The organism is Amycolatopsis heterodermiae, assembly GCF_034929455.1.
In the GTDB taxonomy this organism is placed as follows: domain Bacteria; phylum Actinomycetota; class Actinomycetes; order Mycobacteriales; family Pseudonocardiaceae; genus Amycolatopsis; species Amycolatopsis heterodermiae.
Genome location: NZ_JAYFSI010000005.1, coordinates 199,003 through 217,393, shown reverse-complemented (window position 1 = coordinate 217,393; position 18,391 = coordinate 199,003). Strand labels below are relative to the sequence as shown.

Annotated in this window: 17 protein-coding genes and 1 pseudogene; 7 read left to right on the top strand and 11 right to left on the bottom strand. The window is 73.1% G+C overall.

What is annotated here, in order from left to right:
• Positions 1 to 117: 117 nt before the first annotated feature.
• The 3 genes and pseudogenes from VA596_RS23245 to VA596_RS23235 form a co-directional block, all read right to left on the bottom strand.
• Positions 118 to 846: pseudogene (locus VA596_RS23245) on the bottom strand (aminoglycoside phosphotransferase family protein); the annotation flags it as partial.
• Positions 847 to 905: 59 nt separating this feature from the next.
• Positions 906 to 1,043, bottom strand: coding sequence for a hypothetical protein (locus VA596_RS23240; protein WP_323329955.1), 138 nt, complete (start codon positions 1,041 to 1,043; stop codon positions 906 to 908).
• Positions 1,044 to 1,119: 76 nt separating this feature from the next.
• The gene (locus tag VA596_RS23235) at positions 1,120 to 2,112 is read right to left on the bottom strand and encodes a PaaX family transcriptional regulator (protein ID WP_323329954.1); all 993 of its coding nucleotides are present in this window, start codon (positions 2,110 to 2,112) and stop codon (positions 1,120 to 1,122) included.
• A 250-nt stretch (positions 2,113 to 2,362) separates the two neighbouring features.
• Here VA596_RS23235 and VA596_RS23230 point away from each other — a divergent pair, with 250 nt between their 5' ends.
• Genes VA596_RS23230 through VA596_RS23200 form a run of 7 tightly spaced genes read left to right on the top strand, consistent with a single transcriptional unit; the run spans position 2,363 to position 9,496 of the window.
• Positions 2,363 to 3,238, top strand: a complete 876-nt coding sequence (locus VA596_RS23230) for a transporter substrate-binding domain-containing protein (protein ID WP_323329953.1) — start codon at positions 2,363 to 2,365, stop codon at positions 3,236 to 3,238.
• Positions 3,235 to 4,110, top strand: coding sequence for an amino acid ABC transporter permease (locus tag VA596_RS23225; protein WP_323329952.1), 876 nt, complete (start codon positions 3,235 to 3,237; stop codon positions 4,108 to 4,110). Before VA596_RS23230 ends, VA596_RS23225 begins: the two co-directional genes overlap by 4 nt.
• The gene (locus tag VA596_RS23220; RefSeq protein WP_323329951.1) at positions 4,107 to 4,892 is read left to right on the top strand and encodes an amino acid ABC transporter ATP-binding protein; all 786 of its coding nucleotides are present in this window, start codon (positions 4,107 to 4,109) and stop codon (positions 4,890 to 4,892) included. Before VA596_RS23225 ends, VA596_RS23220 begins: the two co-directional genes overlap by 4 nt.
• Entirely contained in the window at positions 4,889 to 6,028 is a 1,140-nt protein-coding gene (locus VA596_RS23215) for a CapA family protein (protein ID WP_323329950.1), read from the top strand. The genes VA596_RS23220 and VA596_RS23215 overlap by 4 nt, the downstream gene beginning before the upstream one ends.
• Positions 6,025 to 7,263: a CaiB/BaiF CoA transferase family protein gene (locus VA596_RS23210; protein WP_323329949.1), complete on the top strand. Its 1,239-nt coding sequence runs from the start codon at positions 6,025 to 6,027 to the stop codon at positions 7,261 to 7,263. The genes VA596_RS23215 and VA596_RS23210 overlap by 4 nt, the downstream gene beginning before the upstream one ends.
• Positions 7,260 to 8,273 carry a 2-hydroxyacyl-CoA dehydratase family protein gene (locus tag VA596_RS23205; protein ID WP_323329948.1) on the top strand — a complete coding sequence of 338 codons (1,014 nt, stop codon included), beginning with the start codon at positions 7,260 to 7,262 and terminating at the stop codon, positions 8,271 to 8,273. The genes VA596_RS23210 and VA596_RS23205 overlap by 4 nt, the downstream gene beginning before the upstream one ends.
• Positions 8,270 to 9,496, top strand: a complete 1,227-nt coding sequence (locus tag VA596_RS23200; protein WP_323329947.1) for a 2-hydroxyacyl-CoA dehydratase family protein — start codon at positions 8,270 to 8,272, stop codon at positions 9,494 to 9,496. Before VA596_RS23205 ends, VA596_RS23200 begins: the two co-directional genes overlap by 4 nt.
• Before the next feature lie 73 nt (positions 9,497 to 9,569).
• Here VA596_RS23200 and VA596_RS23195 read toward each other — a convergent pair whose 3' ends face one another.
• From VA596_RS23195 to VA596_RS23160, 8 genes are read right to left on the bottom strand one after another with little or no spacing between them, the layout of a single operon-like run.
• Positions 9,570 to 11,795 carry a molybdopterin-dependent oxidoreductase gene (locus tag VA596_RS23195; RefSeq protein WP_323329946.1) on the bottom strand — a complete coding sequence of 742 codons (2,226 nt, stop codon included), beginning with the start codon at positions 11,793 to 11,795 and terminating at the stop codon, positions 9,570 to 9,572.
• The gene (locus VA596_RS23190) at positions 11,792 to 12,853 is read right to left on the bottom strand and encodes an LLM class flavin-dependent oxidoreductase (RefSeq protein WP_323329945.1); all 1,062 of its coding nucleotides are present in this window, start codon (positions 12,851 to 12,853) and stop codon (positions 11,792 to 11,794) included. The genes VA596_RS23195 and VA596_RS23190 overlap by 4 nt, the downstream gene beginning before the upstream one ends.
• On the bottom strand, positions 12,850 to 13,347 hold the full coding sequence (locus tag VA596_RS23185) for a ferredoxin family protein (RefSeq protein ID WP_323329944.1): 498 nt from the start codon (positions 13,345 to 13,347) through the stop codon (positions 12,850 to 12,852). Before VA596_RS23185 ends, VA596_RS23190 begins: the two co-directional genes overlap by 4 nt.
• Positions 13,344 to 14,834 (bottom strand): FAD-binding protein, encoded by a 1,491-nt coding sequence (locus VA596_RS23180; protein WP_323329943.1) that lies wholly within the window; start codon positions 14,832 to 14,834, stop codon positions 13,344 to 13,346. The genes VA596_RS23185 and VA596_RS23180 overlap by 4 nt, the downstream gene beginning before the upstream one ends.
• Complete coding sequence (locus VA596_RS23175; RefSeq protein WP_323329942.1) at positions 14,831 to 15,550, bottom strand: ABC transporter ATP-binding protein; 720 nt, start codon at positions 15,548 to 15,550, stop codon at positions 14,831 to 14,833. The genes VA596_RS23180 and VA596_RS23175 overlap by 4 nt, the downstream gene beginning before the upstream one ends.
• Positions 15,547 to 16,515: an aliphatic sulfonate ABC transporter substrate-binding protein gene (locus tag VA596_RS23170; RefSeq protein WP_323329941.1), complete on the bottom strand. Its 969-nt coding sequence runs from the start codon at positions 16,513 to 16,515 to the stop codon at positions 15,547 to 15,549. Before VA596_RS23170 ends, VA596_RS23175 begins: the two co-directional genes overlap by 4 nt.
• A 9-nt stretch (positions 16,516 to 16,524) precedes the next feature.
• A complete protein-coding gene (locus VA596_RS23165; RefSeq protein ID WP_323329940.1) occupies positions 16,525 to 17,355 on the bottom strand; it encodes an ABC transporter permease subunit in 831 nt (276 codons plus the stop codon).
• The gene (locus VA596_RS23160; protein WP_323329939.1) at positions 17,352 to 18,323 is read right to left on the bottom strand and encodes an ABC transporter substrate-binding protein; all 972 of its coding nucleotides are present in this window, start codon (positions 18,321 to 18,323) and stop codon (positions 17,352 to 17,354) included. Before VA596_RS23160 ends, VA596_RS23165 begins: the two co-directional genes overlap by 4 nt.
• Positions 18,324 to 18,391 lie beyond the last annotated feature (68 nt).

Here is an 18,391-nt window from a genome sequence, read left to right as displayed (position 1 = left end):
GTCCGGCCGGCCCTGGTCGTGCATGACCGGGACGCAGAACGCCATGTCGGCCAGGGTGCAGGACGTCGCCACGACGTCCCAGTAGGCGAGCTGGTCCGGCCGGTGCCCGGTCGCCTGCTGCCAGCCCCGCAGCACCTCGTCGGCGGCGGGGAGCCCGAACATCAGGGCCGCGTCGAAGCGTGCCCCGCTCAGGTCGATGCCCGGTGCTCCGGCACCGGCGCAGTCCCAGTCGACCAGGCCCGTGCAGCGATCGCCCGACCAGAGGGTGTTCCCGTGCCACAGGTCGCCGTGCACGAACACGCTCCGGCCGGCGGGCACGGGAAGCCGGTCGAGGTGGTCGTCGGCGGCCGCCAGCAGCGCGGTGGTGCCCTTCGCGCGACGCTGGGCCGCGAAGTCGATGTCCGCTATCGACCGGGTCCGCAGCGGCAGCGCGTCCCGCGGTGTCAACGGCACCGCTTGCAAAGCCGCGGCCAGAGCCCCCAGACCGCGCAGCCGCCCGGCGGAGGCGACCGGCGGGATCCGGCTGTTCCCGGGCAGGACCGTGGTCAGCACGGCCAGGGTGCCTGTCGCGGCACCGTCGAGATCGGTGGCGATCAGCCGTGCGGCGGGCAGCCGGTGCGCACCGGCCACCTGCAGTGCCGCCACCTCGGTGGCGAACCGCTGACGGTGGTCGGGGTCGGCCGGGTCACCGAGCCGCAGCACGGCCGCCTCGACCCGGCCGGCCGGGTCGAACCGCACCAGCCACGGGTTCGCGCCCTCCCGCAAACCGGTGACGGCGGCCACCCGGACGCCGCCTCCGACCGCGCCGACCACCCAGCGCAGGACCTCGTCGGACAGCTCGGACATCGCCATCACATCCCGCGCTTTCCCCCGGTGAGCACCGACTCGAACCCAAGTGACACAGGCTAACGCGCCCGGGCAAGCACGGTCGTCGGCCGCTCTCGCGGGAACCCGGTCCGGAGCACGACGGCGGCCAGGACGTAGAGGGCGGGCAGCGCCGGGTCGCGGCCGCACCGGCCACTTCGGACGGTGGCATCGCGCACGCGAACGGGTATAGCACCCGCACGACCTACCGCCGGCTCCAGGCGGAGCGCTCACACCCCCCCCGCGCAACGGGGATCACTGACGTCTTGCCTCGTCCAGCCTGCGGGCCTCGGCGGCCTGCTCGAACGGGGTGTCGCCCGCCGGGTGGTGGTCGCCCATGGTGGCGAACAAGGCCGCCACCTTCGCCGAGTCGTGGTGGGCGGCGAACTCGGCCAGCGCGGGATCCGTGGCGGCCAGCACCTGCCGGAACCGGAGTTCGGCGAGCGGGCCGAGCCGGTCGTAGATCTGCAGGAACACCTTCTGGGCCCGGTCGCGGGCCCAGCCGGCCGGGAGGAGCTCGGCGGGCAGGTCGGGGTCGGTCTCCGGGAACCGGCGCCAGTCGACGCGCAGCTCGGTGCGGGTGCGCAGCGCCTGCGCCGGGCTGATCAGGCCGGCGTCGAGGCCGGTGAGCACCTGTTCGTAGCGGTCGGCGAACTCCTCGTACTCCCGCGCGAGCGGCTCGAGGTCGAAGGCCGCGACGGGGCTGCCCGTGTCGCCGGGGACCTCGGTGGCGCGGAACACCGTCGCGCTGCGGAGGTCGAGTTCGCTCAGCGCGGTGAGCGCGGGGCCGGTCAGGTCGTGCGGGCTGACCCAGACGCCGTCGTAGAGGGCGGCGAACCGCAGGACCCGCAGCCGTGACCGCAGCGCCGTGCGCACGCCGCGGTCCTGTTCGGGCACGGAGAAGGTCACGACGGTCCACTGCCCGTCCCAGTCGGGCGCCGTCGTGCCGAAGGTGAGCATCCGGTGCGTGCGCTCGATGATCACCTCGGACGTACGGGCGGGGATGCCGTACGCCGTCGTCCGCCCGCTGCGCGACACGGTGAGCAGCCCGCGCGCGGCGAGGCGGCGGATCGCGGCCCGCGCGCTGGCCGGGCTGATGTCGAACTCGCCGAGCAGCTCCACCAGCGCGGCCGAGGGGATGTGCTCGTCGCGCCAGTACCAGAAGTCGCCGAGCAGGGAGGTCAGCAGGAGCTGCGGTTCGGCACCCTGCTGTGAGCGGGGCAGCGGCCCTGAGGACGTCGCTGTCATCGCGCGCCTGCCTCTTCCGGGGTCGGTTCGGGCGGCCGTCCGGTGTCCGCCGCCGCTGTCCATGGTGGCAGTGCCGATCGGGTGGGCGCGCCGAGGGGTTGAATCACGCGACACATCATGCGACGATCGGCGCTCGAATAGCAACCAATCTTGCTCCAGGTTCCCGCGCCGCCCACCCCGGACGGCCCTTCCGCAGGAAGACAACGACATGGGTTCCTCACTTCGTCAATGGCGCCGAAGCTCGCTCGCCGTGGCCGCCGCCGGACTCGTCCTGGCCGGGTGCACCGTCGACGACGGCGCGGCCACGGCGCCCACGGCCGCCGCCCTGACGGCCGACCAGGCGCTGCACGACCAGCTGCCGCAGGCGGTCAAGGACTCCGGCGTCCTCCGGTTCGCCGGGGACTCCCACCCGCCGTACCGCACGGTCGGACCGGACGGCAAGACCGTCACCGGCATCGACCACGACTTCCAGCAGGCGCTCGGCCAGCTCCTGGGCGTGCGCACGGAAACCACCATCGTCAGCGGCCTCCCGGCGGCCTTGCAGGGCATGCTCAGCGGCCGGTACGAGGCCTTCAACGGGCCGGTCAAGGCCACGGCCGAGCGTGAGAAGCAGTTCGACACCGTCACCTGGATGACCACCCGCACCGCCTACGTGGTGCCCGAGGGCTCCGCCGCCGGGATCAAGCAGGCCGCCGACCTGTGCGGCAAGCGCGTCGCGGTGGTCACCGCCAGCGTCGTGGAGGACCAGCTCGCCAAGCTGTCCGCCTTCTGCCAGGGCAAGCAGCGCCCGGTCGTGCAGGTCGTGGGGCTCGACGACACGAACGCCACCCTGCTGGCCGCCAAGTCCGGCCGAGCCGACGCCGCCGGGATGACCCAGGCCGCCGCGATCGACGTCACCAGCCAGCAGAAGGGGCAGTACGAGTACGTCACGCAGACCGAGGAACAGGGCGCCACCAAGGACAACCTCGCGCTCTACACCCCGAAGGCCGGCAAGCTCGGCCCGGTGCTGCAGAAGGCCTTCGAGGAGCTGTTCCGCAACGGCACCTACGCCCGGATCATGAAGCAGTGGGGCCTCGAGGACGTCACGGTCCCGCAGCCGCTGTTCGACGTGGCGTCCGCGAAATGACCGCGATGTCCACTGTGGAGGAGACGACGGCTTCGCGCGACGACGTCGCGTCGGCGCGCGGCCGCTTCCGCCCGCTGCGCTGGCTGTTCGTGCTCGTGCTGGTGGTGCTGCTCGCGCAGCTGGTCGTCTTCCTGGTCCGCAACGACCGGTTCCAGTGGGACGTCGTGGCGAAGTACCTCTTCGAGAAGAGCGTCATGGCGGGCCTGGGCACCACCGTGCTGCTCGCGGTCGCGGCGATGGTGCTCGGCTCGCTGGCGGGCGGCGTGGTCGCGGCCATGCAGCTGAGCGGGTTCGGGCCCGCCCGCTGGGTGGCGACGCTGTGGGTGGGCCTGTTCCGCGGCATCCCGCCGCTGGTGCAGCTGATCTTCTGGTTCAACCTCGCCTACCTGCTGCCGAAGCTGTCGCTCGGCATCCCGTTCGGGCCGGTCTTCGGGACGTGGGACGCCAACTCCGTCATCACCCCGCTGACCGCCGCGGTCATCGGCCTGTCGCTCGTGGAGTCGGCCTACCTGGCGGAGATCTTCCGCGCCGGTGTGAACTCGGTCGACTCCGGCCAGCGCGACGCGGCCCGCGCGATGGGCTACACCCCGGCGCAGACGTTGCTGAGGATCGTGCTGCCGCAGGCGATGCGCGTCATCATCCCGCCCGCGGGCAGCCAGTTCATCAACGTGCTCAAGGGCACCGCGCTGGTGTCGGTCATCGCGATGTCGGACCTGCTGCACTCGGTGCAGGTGATCTACAACCGCACCTACGAGATCGTGCCGATGCTGCTGGTCGCCTGCTTCTGGTACCTGGTCGTGGTCACCGTCCTGACGGCCGGGCAACGCCGGCTGGAGCGCCGGTTCTCCCGCGGCCACCGGAGCGTCCGGTGACCGCGCCGGTGCTGCACCTCGCTGACGTCCGCAAGCGGTTCGGGCCGGTGACCGCGCTGGCGGGGGTCAGCCTCGACGTGCACGAAGGCGAGACCGTCGTGGTCATCGGGCCGTCGGGCTCGGGCAAGTCGACGCTCGTCCGCTGCGCCCACCAGCTGGAGCCGATCGACGGCGGCGCGATGTACCTCGACGGCGAGCTGCTGGGTCACCGGCGCTCGCCGGCCGGCCTGCGCCCGCTGACCGAGCGGCGGATCGCCGCCCAGCGGCGCCGGATGAGCATGGTCTTCCAGCAGTTCAACCTGTTCCCGCAGTTCACCGTGCTGCGCAACGTGACCGACGCGGCGATCCGCGTGCACGGGCGCGATCGGTCCACTGTGGAGCGTGAGGCGCGCGAACTGCTGGAGCGCATCGGCCTGGCCGGCCGCGAGGACCACTACCCGCGGCAGCTCTCGGGCGGGCAGCAGCAGCGGGTCGCGATCGCCAGGGCCGTGCTGGTCCGGCCGCGGATCATGCTGTTCGACGAGCCGACCAGCGCCCTCGACCCGGAGCTGGTCGACGAGGTCCTGGCCGTGCTGCGGACCCTCGCCGCGGCGGGCACCACGATGGTGGTGGTCACCCACGAGATGGCCTTCGCCCGCGAGGCAGCCGACCGGTGCGTGTTCATGGAGGCGGGCCGGATCGTCGAGGAGGGCCCGCCGGGTGAGCTGTTCACCCGGCCGCGGACCGAGCGGCTGCGGGCCTTCCTGTCCCGCCATCTGTCCGAAAGGGAGGGTGTTTCGTGATCACTGTCGGCGCCGTCGGCGACCTCATCCTGGACGAGCCGGACCCGGAGTTCTTCCTCGCCCCGGCCGCGCCGGTGCTGCGGGGGATGGACCTGGCGATCGGGCACGTCGAGGTGCCGCATTCGACCACGGCGGTCCAGCACAGCACCGACGTCCCCGCGCCGCCCGCGGACCCCGCGGCGCTGAAGGCCGTGGCCGAGGCGGGCTTCGCGGTGGTCACCCTGGCGGGCAACCACATCTGCGACGCCGGTGACGGGGGACTGGCCGACACGATCGCCTACTCCCGCGCGGCGGGCCTGCGGACGGCCGGTGCCGGGCCGGACCTCGCGCGCGCCCGGCGCCCGGCGATCGTGCAGCGGGGCGGCCTGCGGATCGGTGTCCTGTCCTACAACTGCGTCGGCCCGCGCGACTCCTGGGCGACGTCCCGCAAGCCCGGGTGCGCGTACGTGCACGTGCTCACCCACTACGAACTCGACCACGCGAGCCCGGGCGGCCCGCCGAAGGTCTACACCTTCGCCGATCCCGACAGCCTGGAGGCGATGGCCGCCGACGTGCGCCGGCTGCGGGCGGAGGCCGACGTCGTGCTCGTCTCGCTGCACAAGGGCGTCGGGCACACCCCGGTCGTCGTCGCGATGTACGAGAGTCCGGTCGCCCGGGCCGCCGTCGACGCCGGGGCCGACGCCGTGTTCTCCCACCACCCGCACATCATGCGCGGCATCGAGGTCTACAAAGGACGGCCGATCTTCCACGGGCTGGGCAACTTCGTCACCGTCACCCACGCGCTGACCCCGGGCGCGGACACGGGGGCCGACGAACTCCGCGCGTGGGCCGAACGGCGGACCCGGCTCTACGGCTTCACCCCCGACCCGGACATGCCGTTCTTCCCGTTCCACCCGGAAAGCCGCAACACCGCCATCGCCTTCTGCCGCTTCGACGAGACGGGCCTGCACGAAGCCGGCTTCGTGCCTTGCCGGATCGACGACCACGGCCGTCCGGTGCCGGTCGGCGGCACCCCGGAGGGCGAGGCCGTGGCGAAGTACGTCGAGGACATCACCCACGGGGCGCGTCTCAACGGCCGGTTCACCAGCCGCGGCGGCGAAGTGCTCGTCGATCTTTCCGAAGGGGGTTCCGCATGACCGACCAGCCGCTGGCCGGCCGCACCGTCGTCGACCTGACGACCGCGCTCGCCGGGCCGTACGCGACGCTGCTGCTCGCCGGGCTCGGGGCGACCGTGATCAAGGTCGAAAACCCGGCCACGGGCGGGGATTCGTCGCGCAACAACGCGCCCTACGTCGGCCGCGACGGGCTGAACCTCGCCCGCCGCCACGACGACGACCTGTCGGTGTCGATGCTGCTGCGCGGCCGCAACAAGCTCAGCGTCACCCTCGATCTGAAGAACCCGCGCTCCCGCGCGGTGTTCACCGACCTCGTCCGCGACGCCGACGTGCTGGTGGAGAACTACAGCCCGGGCGTCACCGAGCGGCTCGGCATCTCCTACGAGCGCGTCCGGGAGATCAACCCCCGGCTCGTCTACACCTCCATCAGCGGGTTCGGCGCCCAGGGCGGTCCGGGGTCGGGCAAGGCGATGGACTCGATCATCCAGGCGCTGAGCGGCGTGATGATGACCGCCGGCGAGCCCGACGAGGGCCCGGTCCGGTTCGGCCTGCCGATCGGCGACCTGCTCGCGCCGCTGTTCGCCGTGGTCGGCACGGTCTCGGCGTTGCTGCAGGCCGAGCACACCGGCGAGGGGCAGCGGGTGGACGTGTCGATGCTCGGTGCGCTGACCTCGCTCGTCGCGTGCGAACCGTTCGACGCCTTCGACGCGGTCGGCCTGCCGCAGCGCACCGGGTCGATGGTGCCGCGGCTGGCGCCGTTCGGGATCCTGCCGGCTTTGGATGGGTACCTCGCGCTCTGCGCGCCGACCGACGCGTTCGCCCACGGGGTGCTCCGCGCGATCGGCCGCCCGGACCTGGCCGAGGACGACCGCTACCGGACGCGCGACCAGCGGGTCCGGGCCGCCGACGAGCTGCACGACCTCATCCGCGAGTGGTGCCGGGTGCGGCCGCTGGCCGACGTCCTCGCGGCGTTCACCGCCGAGGGCGTCCCCGCGGCCGAGGTCCGCGAGCCGCGCGACGCCGTGCGCGACCCGTTGGTCCTGGCCCGCGAGGAGGTCGTGCCGCTGACGCACCCGCGCCACGGCGCGGTGGCCGACCTGGCCGGGACCGGCGTGCCGATCCGGTTCTCCGGCGCCCGCGTCTCCCTCGACCGGCCTGCGCCGGGACTGGGGGAGCACAACGAGCACGTCTACCGCGAGCTGCTCGGCTACACCGAACAGCAGCTGGCGGAGCTGGTCGCCGAGGCCGTGATTTGAGCGCGGCCGTGGGGTACGTCGGCGCCGACGTCCCGGTCGAGCTGATCACCGCGGCGGGCCTGCTGCCGCTGCGGCTGACCGGGAAGCCGGGCGAGGACAGCACCCTGGGCGACCGCTACCTCGGCCGCGGCGTCGACCCGGTCGCCCGGTCGATCCTGACGCGGATCCTCACCGCGGACTACGGGCCGCTCGAAGCGATCGTCGTCTCCCGCGACTGCGAAGCGTCCCTGCGCCTGTTCTACGCGCTGCGGGAGCTGCACCGGGTCGAGCCGGAGCTGCGGCTGCCGCCGGTGCGCCTGGTGGACGTCCTGCACCTGCCGCACCACACGACCACCCGGTACGTCCACGCGAAGATCGCCCAGCTGCGCGAGTGGCTCGGACGCTGGCGGCCCATCGGCGACGACGACCTCGCCGCGGCCATCACCGCGCACGACACGCTGCGGCGGTCGCTCGGCCGCTGCGCTGTTTTGCGCCGGGCGAACCGGCTGAGCGGCACCGAGTTCCTCGGCCTGGTCGCCGCGACCACCAGGCTGCCGGTCACCGAGGCCATCGCCCTCGTCGACCGGGTGCCGGCCGACTCACCCGAGGTCCAGGGGACGAGGCTGTTCCTCACCGGCAGCTCCCACGACGACCCGTCGGTCTACGAAACGTTGGAGCGCAATGGTTTCCTGGTCGTAGGAGAGGACCACGACTGGGGTGAGCTGCTCTTCGCCCGCACCTGCGCGGCGCCGACGGAACTCGCGCTGGCCGAGCGGTACCAGCACAACGGCCCGGCCGCGCCGCGCGCGTCCATCCGGCAGCGCGCGGCGCACACCGCCGCGGCCGCCCGGGCGTGTGACGCGGAGGTCCTGTTGTCCTACGCCCGCGTCCACGACGACGCGCCGCCGTGGGACTTCCCGGAGCAGCGGGCCGCGACCGGGCTGCGGGCGGTGCTGGCGGACCGCCAGCCGTACGGCGAGCTGACGCCGGAAGCGCTGGCGGCCCTGGCCCCGGCGGGAGCGGTGGCGTGACCGCCCGGCTGGCGTCGGCGACGACCGCGACGGCGTACCAGCGCGAGTGGTTCGCGCGGGTGCGGGAGGTGGAGGGGCCGTTGGCGCTGGTCAACGCGGACGCGCCGCAGGAGATCTTCCGCACGATGGGGATCCCTTACGTCGTCAACCAGTGGTGGGCCTCGATCGTCGCGGCGAAACGCCAGACCCAGCGCTACCTCGGCCTGCTGCGCGAACGCGGGTACCCCGACTACATCGAGCAGTACAGCGCCACTTCGCTGGCGTCCGCGTTCGAGGACGACCCCGCTCAGGCGCCGTGGGGCGGGCTGCCGACGCCGTCGATCGTGCTCGGCGAGACCACCGGAGACGCCTCCCGCAAGATCTTCGACGTCTGGGACGCCCGGCCCGGTGTCACGTACTACCCGCTGGAGAGCGCGGCGGAGAACGCCGTGCCCGAGCGGTGGTGGGAGCTGATGCCGCACCGCTGGGAGGAGGCGATCGGCAGCGATCGCCTGGACCTGCTGACCGGCGAGCTGACCGGGCTGATCCGGTTCCTGGAGCAGACCACCGGCCGGGTGTTCTCCGAGACCCGGTTCCGCGAGGTGCTGGACCTGGTCAACGAGCAGCAGGAGTGGAACCGCCGCACCCGCGACCTGATCGCCGCCGCCCGGCCGTGCCCGATCGCCGTCACCGACGGCATCCCGAGCGTCATGGTGCCCCAGTGGCACCGCGGCACCGAGTGGGCGCGCGACGCGGCGCGGGCGTTCCACGACGAGGTCCGCGACCGGGTCGACGCCGGCGTCGCGGTGTGCCCGGACGAGCGGCTGCGGCTGATGTGGGTCGGCCGCGGGCTGTGGTTCGACCTCGAGTTCTACCAGCGGTTCCAGCGCTCGCACGGCGCGGTCTTCGTCTGGTCGATGTACCTCGCCATCGCCGCCGACGGCTACCTGCGCTACGGCGACGACCCGCTGCGCGCGCTCGCCGCCCGCTTCGCCGCGTTCAGCGACCAGCTCTACACCCCGCCGTGGTCGGCGGAGTGGTACGTCAAGGAAGCGCGGCACCACGGCGTCGACGGCGTCGTGCACCTCGTCTCCGACGACGCCCGCGGCAGCTACTTCACCACCCGTGCCCTGCGCGCCGCGGGCATCCCGGTGCTGGAACTGCACGCGGACAACGTCGACGCCCGCACCGGCGACGACCTGACCACGCGGATGAGCGCGTGGCTCGACGACCTGACGCGGTGACCAGGAGGCCGCGGTCCCGGCGAACGCGTCGTCGCCGCCGAGCACCCGGGATGGCGCTTGAACCTCCGCCGGGTCAGAGCGGGGGCGGCCGCAGCGCGGTGACCTCGGGGAGCGGGCCGTCGAAGCGCTCGACGTCCACGGCTGCGTGCTGGCCTGCGCAGCCCTGGGACAGCCGCGACGACGGCACGTCCGCGGTCAGCACGTTCGGGTTGCCGTGGGCGCACAACGGGCTCGCCGGGTGGTCGTCGACCGGATCGAACCAGGCGCCGGTCGGGAGCTGGGCGACGCCGGGGCGCACGGCGTCGTCGAGGACCGCGCCCGCCAGGCACGCGCCGCGCGCGTTGAACACCCGGACGACGTCGCCGGGGCCGATGCCCCGGGCCGCCGCGTCGGCCGGGTTGAGGCGGATCGCCTCGCGGCCCGCCACCTTGCCCGCGCGGCTGACGGCGCCGCCGTCGAGCTGGCTGTGCAGCCGGGTGCGCGGCTGGTTCGCGATCAGCCGCAACGGGCCGGTTTCCTTGGGTGGCAACCAGACCGGGTGGCCCGGACAGTCGTCGTACCCGAACCCGGCGACGACCGCCGACGTGATCTCGATCCGCCCGCTGGGGGTCTTCAGCGGGTGGACGTCCGGGTCGGCGCGGAAGTCCGCCAGCAGCGTGTGGTGCGTCGGTCCCGGTGGGAGTCGTAGCTCACCCGCCGCCCAGAACTCGGCGAACGGCGGGGCACCGGAGGAAACGCGCCACTCTTCGTAGAGGTGCTCCAGCCATTCCCGCGGCGAACGTCCTTCCGTGAACGCCTTTTCGACGCCGAGCCGCTCGGCGAGAGCCGCGAAGATCGTGTGGTCGTCGCGGCTCTCGCCGCGCGGCTCGGTGATCCGGTGCATCGCGATCAGGTGGGTGTCGCGGCGGCCGGAGCCGAGGTCCTCGCGTTCGAGCGTCGTCGTGACCGGCAGGACGACGTCGGCGTGCCGGGCCGTCGCGGTCCAGAACGGCTCGTGCACCACCACCGTGTCCGGCCGGGTGAACGCGCGGCGCAGCCGGTTGAGGTCCTGGTGGTGGTGGAACGGGTTGCCGCCCGCCCAGTGGACGAGCCGGATGTCCGGGTACCGCCGGACTTCGCCGTCGTAGTCGTAGGACGCGCCGGGGTGCAGCAGCAGGTCGGCGATCCGGGCGACCGGGATGAACTCGCGGACCGGGTTGACGCCCTGGGGCAGGTACGGCGTCCGGACCTCCGGGCCGGTGTCGCCGACGTCGCCCATCGAGCCGTAACCGTGCCCGAACCCGCCGCCGGGCAGGCCGATCTGGCCCAGCATCGCGGCCAGCGTGATGCCCGCCCACACCGGCTGCTCGCCGTGTTCGGTGCGCTGTAACGACCAGGTCACCGTGACCAGGGTTCGGTGGGCGGCCATTTCCCGGGCCAGCGCGACGATGTCGGCGGCGGGGATGCCGGTGATCCCGCTCGCCCAGTGCGCGTCCTTGCCGGTGCCGAGCAGGTACCGCTCGAACTCGGCGTACCCGGCGCAGTACCGGGCCAGGAAGTCGCGATCGTGCAGCCCTTCGGCGACGAGCGTGTGCGCGAGCCCCATCATCAGCGCCGTGTCGGTGGCGGGCCTGATCGGGTACCACCGGGCGTCCACTGTGGACGGCAGGTCGTCGCGCAGCGGGCTCACCAGCGCGACCCGGGCCCGCAGCCGGGCGAGGTGCCCGGGGGTGCCGTGCTCGGTGACGCCGCCGGGCGTGACGAACACGTTCTTCTCCGGCACGCCGCCGAAGGCCACGATCAGCTCGGTGTGCTCGGCGATCGTCGGCCAGGTCGACGCCTGCCGCAGCACCGCGTGCGCGTCGCCCACGACGTGCGGCAGCAGCACCGACGACGTCCCGTTGCTGTAGCTGTTGCGGGAGCCGGTGTAGCCGCCGATCGTGTTGAGGAACCGGTGCAGCTGGCTCTGCGCGTGGTGGAACCGCCCGGCGCTGGCCCAGCCGTACGAGCCGCCGAAGATCGCCTGGTTGCCGTGCTCCTCCCGGACGCGCCCGAGCTCGGCGGCGACCCGGTCGAGGACCTCGTCCCACGGCACCTCGACGAACTCGTCCCGGCCGCGCCGTTCGTCGGGTCCGGGACCGTCCTCGAGCCAGCCGCGGCGGACGGCTGGCCGGGCGACGCGGCTCGGGTGGTCCAGCGCCGCGGCCAGGTTCCCGAGCAGCGGCGACGGCGCCGGGTCGGCCGGGTGCGGGACCACCCGCAGCCGGCCGCCGGTGACGTCGGCGGAGAACGCACCCCAGTGCGACGTGCTCGGCCTCATGCTCCGACGGTAGCCGCGCCGGCGCGCTCGCGGACCAGCCGGACGAGCGCGCCGTAGTCCCGGGCGTCGGCCAGCGGCGAGAACCCGCGGATCAGCAGCGTGCCGACGCCGAGCCGGAGGTAGTCCAGCAGCGAGTCCGCGACCTGCTCGTAGCTGCCGACCAGCGCGGTGGAGTTCCCGGCCGCGCCGGTCGTCTTCGCCACTGCTGTCCACAGCCGCTCGTCGTGGACCTCGCCGGTCGCCGCGGCTTCCAGCAGCCGCTGCGAGCCGACGGCGGCGCTGGAGTCGCGGACGCCCTTGAACTCGCCCACGCGGTCCTGGGTGAGCCGCAGGATGTCGCGCGCCCGGTCCCAGGCCTCGGCTTCGGTCGCCGCCGGGATCGGGCGGAGGCTGACGCTGAAGGCCGGGGTGCGCCCGTGCGGCGCGGCGGCGGCCCGGACCTCCTCGATGCGCTGGGCGATCCCGGCGAGCGGCTCGCCCCAGAAGGCGTAGACGTCGGCGTGCTTCGCGCCGACCCGGATGGCGTCGGCCGACGCGCCGCCGAAGTAGACCGGGATCCGGTCCGGCCGGACGTCCGAGCGGGCGCCGCGGACCTGGTAGAACTCGCCGTCGTGGTCGAACGGCTCGGCCGCGTCCCACGTCTTGCGCACGACGCTCAGGAAGTCGTCCGTGCGCCGGTAGCGGGTGGCCTTGTCGGTGAGGTCGCCGTCGCGGGCCTGATCGGCGTCGTCGCCGCCGGTGATCACGTGCAGCGCGACCCGGCCGGGGTGGAACGCGTCGAGCGTGGCGAACTTGCGCGCCGCCTGGGTGGGCGCGACGAACCCGGGCCGGTGGGCGAGCAGCACGCCGAGCCGCTCGGTGGCGGCCAGCACCTGGTCGGCGAGCACGAAGCCGTCCGGGCTGCTCGCCGACTGGGCGATCAGCACGCGGTCGAACCCGGCTTCCTCGTGGGCGCGGGCGACCTCGCGCAGGTAGCCGGGCTGGATGACCGGCCCCTCCGGCGCGACGATCTCACTGGCCTGGCGGGCGGCGGCGTAGCCGATGAATTCGACGCTCACGGGGTCTCCTTGCTGGGCGGAGTGGTGGACGCACCCAATGTGGCGTTGGGTGCGCTGGACGCACCCAATGTGGCGTTCGGTGCGTTGGACGCACCCAACGCCACATTGGGGCGCATGGGCTGGGCGGTGGGCCCGCTCACGGGGGTGTCCTCGGTCAGCAGGGTGCGGGCGAGGGCGAAGATGTCGCCCATCCGCCAGCTCTCGTTCGGGTGGGTGCGGCGCGCCCGGCCCCAGCCGGAGTCACGCCGGTACTGGGCGGGCCAGTCGGTGCCGCGGATCGCGGATTCGTCGGCCGCCACCGGGGTGCGGCAGTCGGGGTCGACGAACAGCGCGTCGACCGGGCAGTACAGCTCGCACAGGAAGCACGTCTGGCAGTCGGCCTGGCGGGCGATGACGGGCGGGGCGTCCGGGACGGCGTCGAAGACGTCGGTCGGGCAGACCCGCACGCACTTGTCACACGCGATGCAGCGGTCGGCGAGCACGAGTTCGATCACGCGACGGCCTCCTTCCAGGCGGGGTCGTCGGTGCGCCAGTGCATGCCCCGGGTCTCGTGCCGGCGCAGGGCCGCCGCCTTGACCCAGCGGCCCATGGCCACCAGCGACGCGGTTTCGCGGGCCGTGACGGCATCGCGGCCGGTCCCGGTCAGGCCGCCGTCGACGACCGTCCACAGGGAATCCAATGTAGACAAAGAGGCTTGGAGACCGGGCTCGTCGCGGAACATGTTCTTGCCGTACGCGTTCAGCTCCTCGCGCACGACGTCGACGACACCGGCGGTGTCCACGGTGGACGCCCGGCCGCTCGGGCGGATCCCCGCGCGGCCTGCCGCGCGCAGCGGTGCCGGACCCGCCGCACGGGCGTGCCGGACCGCGGCGCGCCCGGCCCAGGTGCCCGAGGACACCGCCCACGCGGAGTTCGGCGAGCCGCCGCCGGAGATCGCGCCGACCACCGGCACCCGGCTCGCGACGTCGCCCGCGGCGAACAGGCCGGGGACGTCGGTGGTGCAGTCCGGGCCGGTGACGACCAGTCCGCCGACGCCGCGGATCGTGCCCTCGCCGAGCAGCGTGACCTCGAACCGCTCGGTGAACGGGTCGATGCCGCGCCGGGCGAACGGCAGCAGGAAGTTGGGCTGCACCAGGTGGATCCGCTCCCGCACCCAGGACGGCGTCCGGTCCAGCGTGGTGAAGACGGGCCCGCGCAGCATCGCTGCGCCGAGGACGCGGTTGCGGTCCGGGCCCGGCGGCAGCTCGATCTCGACACCGTCGGCGTCGGTGTACGTCCCGAAGAGGTACGACATCGAGCGCGCCATCGTCGAGTACGCCGGGGCGAGCGTGTAGTAGTTCGAGAACTCCATGCCCGACAGGCGCGCGCCGGCCTCGACGGCCATCAGGTGCCCGTCGCCGGTGTTGCCGCGTGAGCCGAGCAGGTTCGAGCGGAACGCCGTCCCGCCCGTCGCCAGCACCACCGCGCCCGCCCGGACGCGCCAGGAGCCCCCGGCTTGACGGCGCACCCCGGCCGCGCCGCCCGCTGAGCCGTCCGGGCGCAGCAGCAGTTCCAGCGCCGGGTGGTGGTCGAGGATCCGGACGCCCGCCCGGTGGATCAGCCCGCGCATCGCGCGCAGGTACTCCGGGCCGCGGACGTTGTTGGTCCGGTCGGGCTGCCCGTCGCGGACCGGGAACGGGTAGTACCTGTCCAATGTGGGCAGTCGCTCCCACGTGGTGCGCAGGACGCGCAGCGCCTGTTCGGGATCCGCGAGCCCGCCGGCGTGCGCATGCCGTTCGGCGATCGCCTCTTCGTGCCGCTCCGGGGGCACGAACCAGTGCGTCACCCCGGCCGTGGCGGTGACGCCGCTGGTGCCGCAGTAGCCCTTGTCGGCCAGGACGACGGTCCCGCCGGCCTGGGCCGCGGCCAAGGCGGTCCAGGTCGCGGCGAGACCCCCGCCGACGACGAGCACGTCGGCGGCGAGTTCGAGGTCGGCGGTCATCGCGACTCCGCCAGCTCGGCGTCGGCCGCGACCCCGAGTTCGGCGAGCAGCCGGTAGCGCAGCTCCTCGAACTCGGGGTTGCGGCGGTTGCGTTCGCCGTCGAAGTCGACCCGGTGCTCGGCCGCGAGCCGGCCTTCGCGCAGCGCGACGACCCGGTCGGCGAGCAGGATCGCCTCGTCGACGTCGTGGGTGACCAGCAGGACGGCCGGGCGGTGCACGCCGACCAGCCGCCGGACCAGGGCGTGCATCTTGATCCGGGTGAGCGCGTCGAGGGCGGCGAACGGCTCGTCGAGCAGCAGCAGGCGCGGCTCGCGGACCAGCGCCCGGGCGAGCGCGACGCGCTGGGCCTCGCCGCCGGACAGCGTCGCGGGCCAGGCGTCGGCGTGCCCGGTCAGGCCGACCTCGGCCAGCGCCCGGGTCGCGGCCTCGCGCGCCCCGGCGCGGGGGAGGCCGACCGCGACGTTCTGCCACACCGGCCGCCACGGCAGCAGCCGGTGCTCCTGGAACACCACCATCCGCTCGGGCGGCGCGGCCAGGTCGCCGCCGTCGGGCTCGTCGAGCCCGGCCAGCAAGCGCAGCAGCGTCGTCTTGCCGCAACCGCTTTCGCCGATCAGCGCGACGAACTCACCGGGCGCGATGTCCAGATCGAGTCCCTTGAGGACGGTCCGGTCGCCGAAGCTCTTGGTCAGTGCGCGGACGCGCACGGCGGTACTCACAGCTTGACGGCGTGGTCGGCGACGGTGATCGGCCCGCTCAGGATCTTCCGCCGGCTCAGCCAGTCGGCGCCGCGCTGCAGCTGCGCGATCCCGTCGTCGTTGATGAGCGCCAGTTTCGTCTGGACGTTCTTCGCGGCCATCTTGTCCAGCACCGCCTGCGGGTAGTGCGAGACGGCGTTGCCGATGTCGAGGGACTCCTTGTAGTGCTGGTTCTGCCAGTCCTGGTCGGCCTGGAACGCCGTGATCACCTTGCGGATCGTGTCGGCGTTCTGCTCGGCGTACTCGCGGCGGACGAGGTAGCTGGTGAAGTCGATCTGGAAGTCCAGCTCGTCGCCGTCGACGAAGATCGGCTTGGCGCCGTACTGCACCTCGGCGATCTCGCGGAAGCCCTGCCAGATGGCCCAGGCGTCGATCTTGCCGGCACCGAACGCGGCGGACGCCTCGGGCGGGTTGAGGTAGGTGACCTTGACGGACTCGCGCGGCACCTTGTACTTCTCCAGCGCCGCTACGAGAAGGAACTCGCCGAGGCCCGCCTTGTTGACCGCGACGGTCTTGCCGACCAGGTCCGTCACCTTCTGGATCCCGGTGTTGGCCCCGGCGACGATCGCGGTGGTGCGCGGGGTGGACGCGGCCCAGGCGACGTACACGAGGTCGGCGCCGGAGAGGATCGCCTGGTCGGCCGGGGTGGTGCTGCCGCCGAAGCTGAAGTCCGCGGTGCCGCCGACGACGGCCTGCAGCGTCGGCGCGTGGTTGGGGAACGGCCCGACCCACTCGACCGTGAGGCCCTGGTCCTTGAGCGTCTTCTCCAGCACGCCCCGGGCCTTGGGCAGCGAAATCGTGCTGTAGGTCAGCCGGACCTTGCCCTGGGTGGCGCCGCCGGCCGAGCCGGTGGCGCACGCGGCGAGCGGAGCGGCCACGGCGGCCAGTCCGGCAGCGGTCAGGAAGGTGCGTCGCGAGAGTGTCATGGCGGTTCCTCAGGCGGTCAGGCGGGCGTAGGTGGGGTGCCAGCGCAGCAGGCGGCGTTCGAGCAGCCGGGTCACGAGGTCGCAGAGGATCCCGATCACGGCGTAGATGATCACGACGAGCACGATCACGTCGGTCTGCAGGAACTCCCGGGCGTTGGTGGCCATGAACCCGAGCCCGGCGTCGGCGCCGAGGGTCTCCGCGATGACCAGCGCGAGCCAGGCCGCGGTGAGCGAAAGCCGCAGCCCGCCCAGGATCGAGGGCAGCGCGCCCGGCAGGACCACCCACCGGATCTGCGCCGCGCGGCCGAGGCCGACGACGTCGGTCATCTCCAGCAGCTTCGGGTCGATCTGGCGGATGCCGAGCACCGTCGTCAAGTACAACGGCACGGCGGAACCCAGGGAGATCAGGAAGATCTTCCCGGCCTCGCCGATCCCGAACCAGACGATCACCAGCGGCAGGATCGCCAGGAACGGGACCGCACGCACCATCTGGATGCTGCGGTCGAGCAGCGCTTCGGCCACTTTGGACAGTCCGACGAGCAGCCCGAGCGCGACGCCGAGGCTCGCCCCGATGGCGAACCCGGTGGCCGAGCGCTGCAGGCTGGCCAGCAGGTTCGTCACCAGTTCGCCGTCGGCGAGCAGGTCGCCGGCCTTGGCCAGGACGCCGCTCGGCGCCGGGAGCACCTGCTTGGGCAGAATCCCCAGGCGGGCCAGCAGTTCCCAGAGCGCGAGCACGGCAACCGGTGTCAGCCACGACACCGCGCGGTACGGGAACCCCCGGCTCCGGGCCCGCGCGCTCGCCGGGAGCGACGTCGACGGGACGACCACGGCGCGCGTCACCGCGGATCGATCCCGGAGTCGATGTACTTGCTCAAGTCCTTGCCGCCGGGAAAAAGCCCCTGCTGGACCCAGGTGTCGTACGTCTTCTGCAGCTGGCCGGCGAGCGCGGCGTCGACCGGGATGCGCTGGTAGGTCGTCTCGTCCGGCCGGACCTGGGTGGCGACCTCGATCGGCTGGTGCGCGAAGCCCGCGTACCACTTGTCGAACGCGCCGGGGTTGTCCTTCGACCAGGCGTACCCCTTGTCGACGCGGCTCGCGAAGTCCTGGATCGCGGTCCGCTTGCGGGGATCGGCCAGCGCGGTGTCGGTGGCGGACAGGACGTTCAGCCCGCTGTTGATGCCCGCGCCGTCGGACAGCACGCGCGCGCCGAGTTCGCCGCGGGCGCGGGCGGCGTAGACGCTCCAGGTGGCCCAGGCGTCGATGCTGCCGGTCGCGAAGGCGGAGTTCGCCTCGGTCGGGGCGAGGAAGTTGAGCGTGACGTCCTTGTCGCTCAGCCCGGCCTGCTTCAGCGCGCCGATGACGAGGTAGTGCGCGACGCTGCCGCGGGTGGTCGGCGAGACCCGCTTGCCCTTGAGGTCGGCGAGTGTGCGGATCGGGCTGTCCTTGGGCACCAGGATGTAGGTGCCCTTGCCGCCGTTGCTCCAGGCCGCGGCCACCTTGATCTTCGAGCCGCCGGCGATCGCGGTGACCGTGGGGGAGTCGTTGGCGCCGCCGATGTCGATCGCGTCGGCGCGCAGGGCCTCGTGCAGGTTGACGGCCGCGGCGAACTGCGACCACTCGATCTTGTACGGCAGGTTGTCGAGCAGCCCGGCGGCCTTCAGCCGGGACTGCGTGGCGCCGGTCTGGTCGCCGACGCGCAGCACGACCTCACCCGAAGCGTCCGAAGTGGACGATCCGCACGCGGTGAGCGTGGTGAGGCCGAGCAGGGCGGCCAGCAGTAGCAGCGCGAGCCGGGGTTTCGAAGGCATGCGGGAACTCCCCAAAACGGTGTCGCCGGAGGAAGACCCGGTGACGCGGACCAAATGGTCACCGGTAT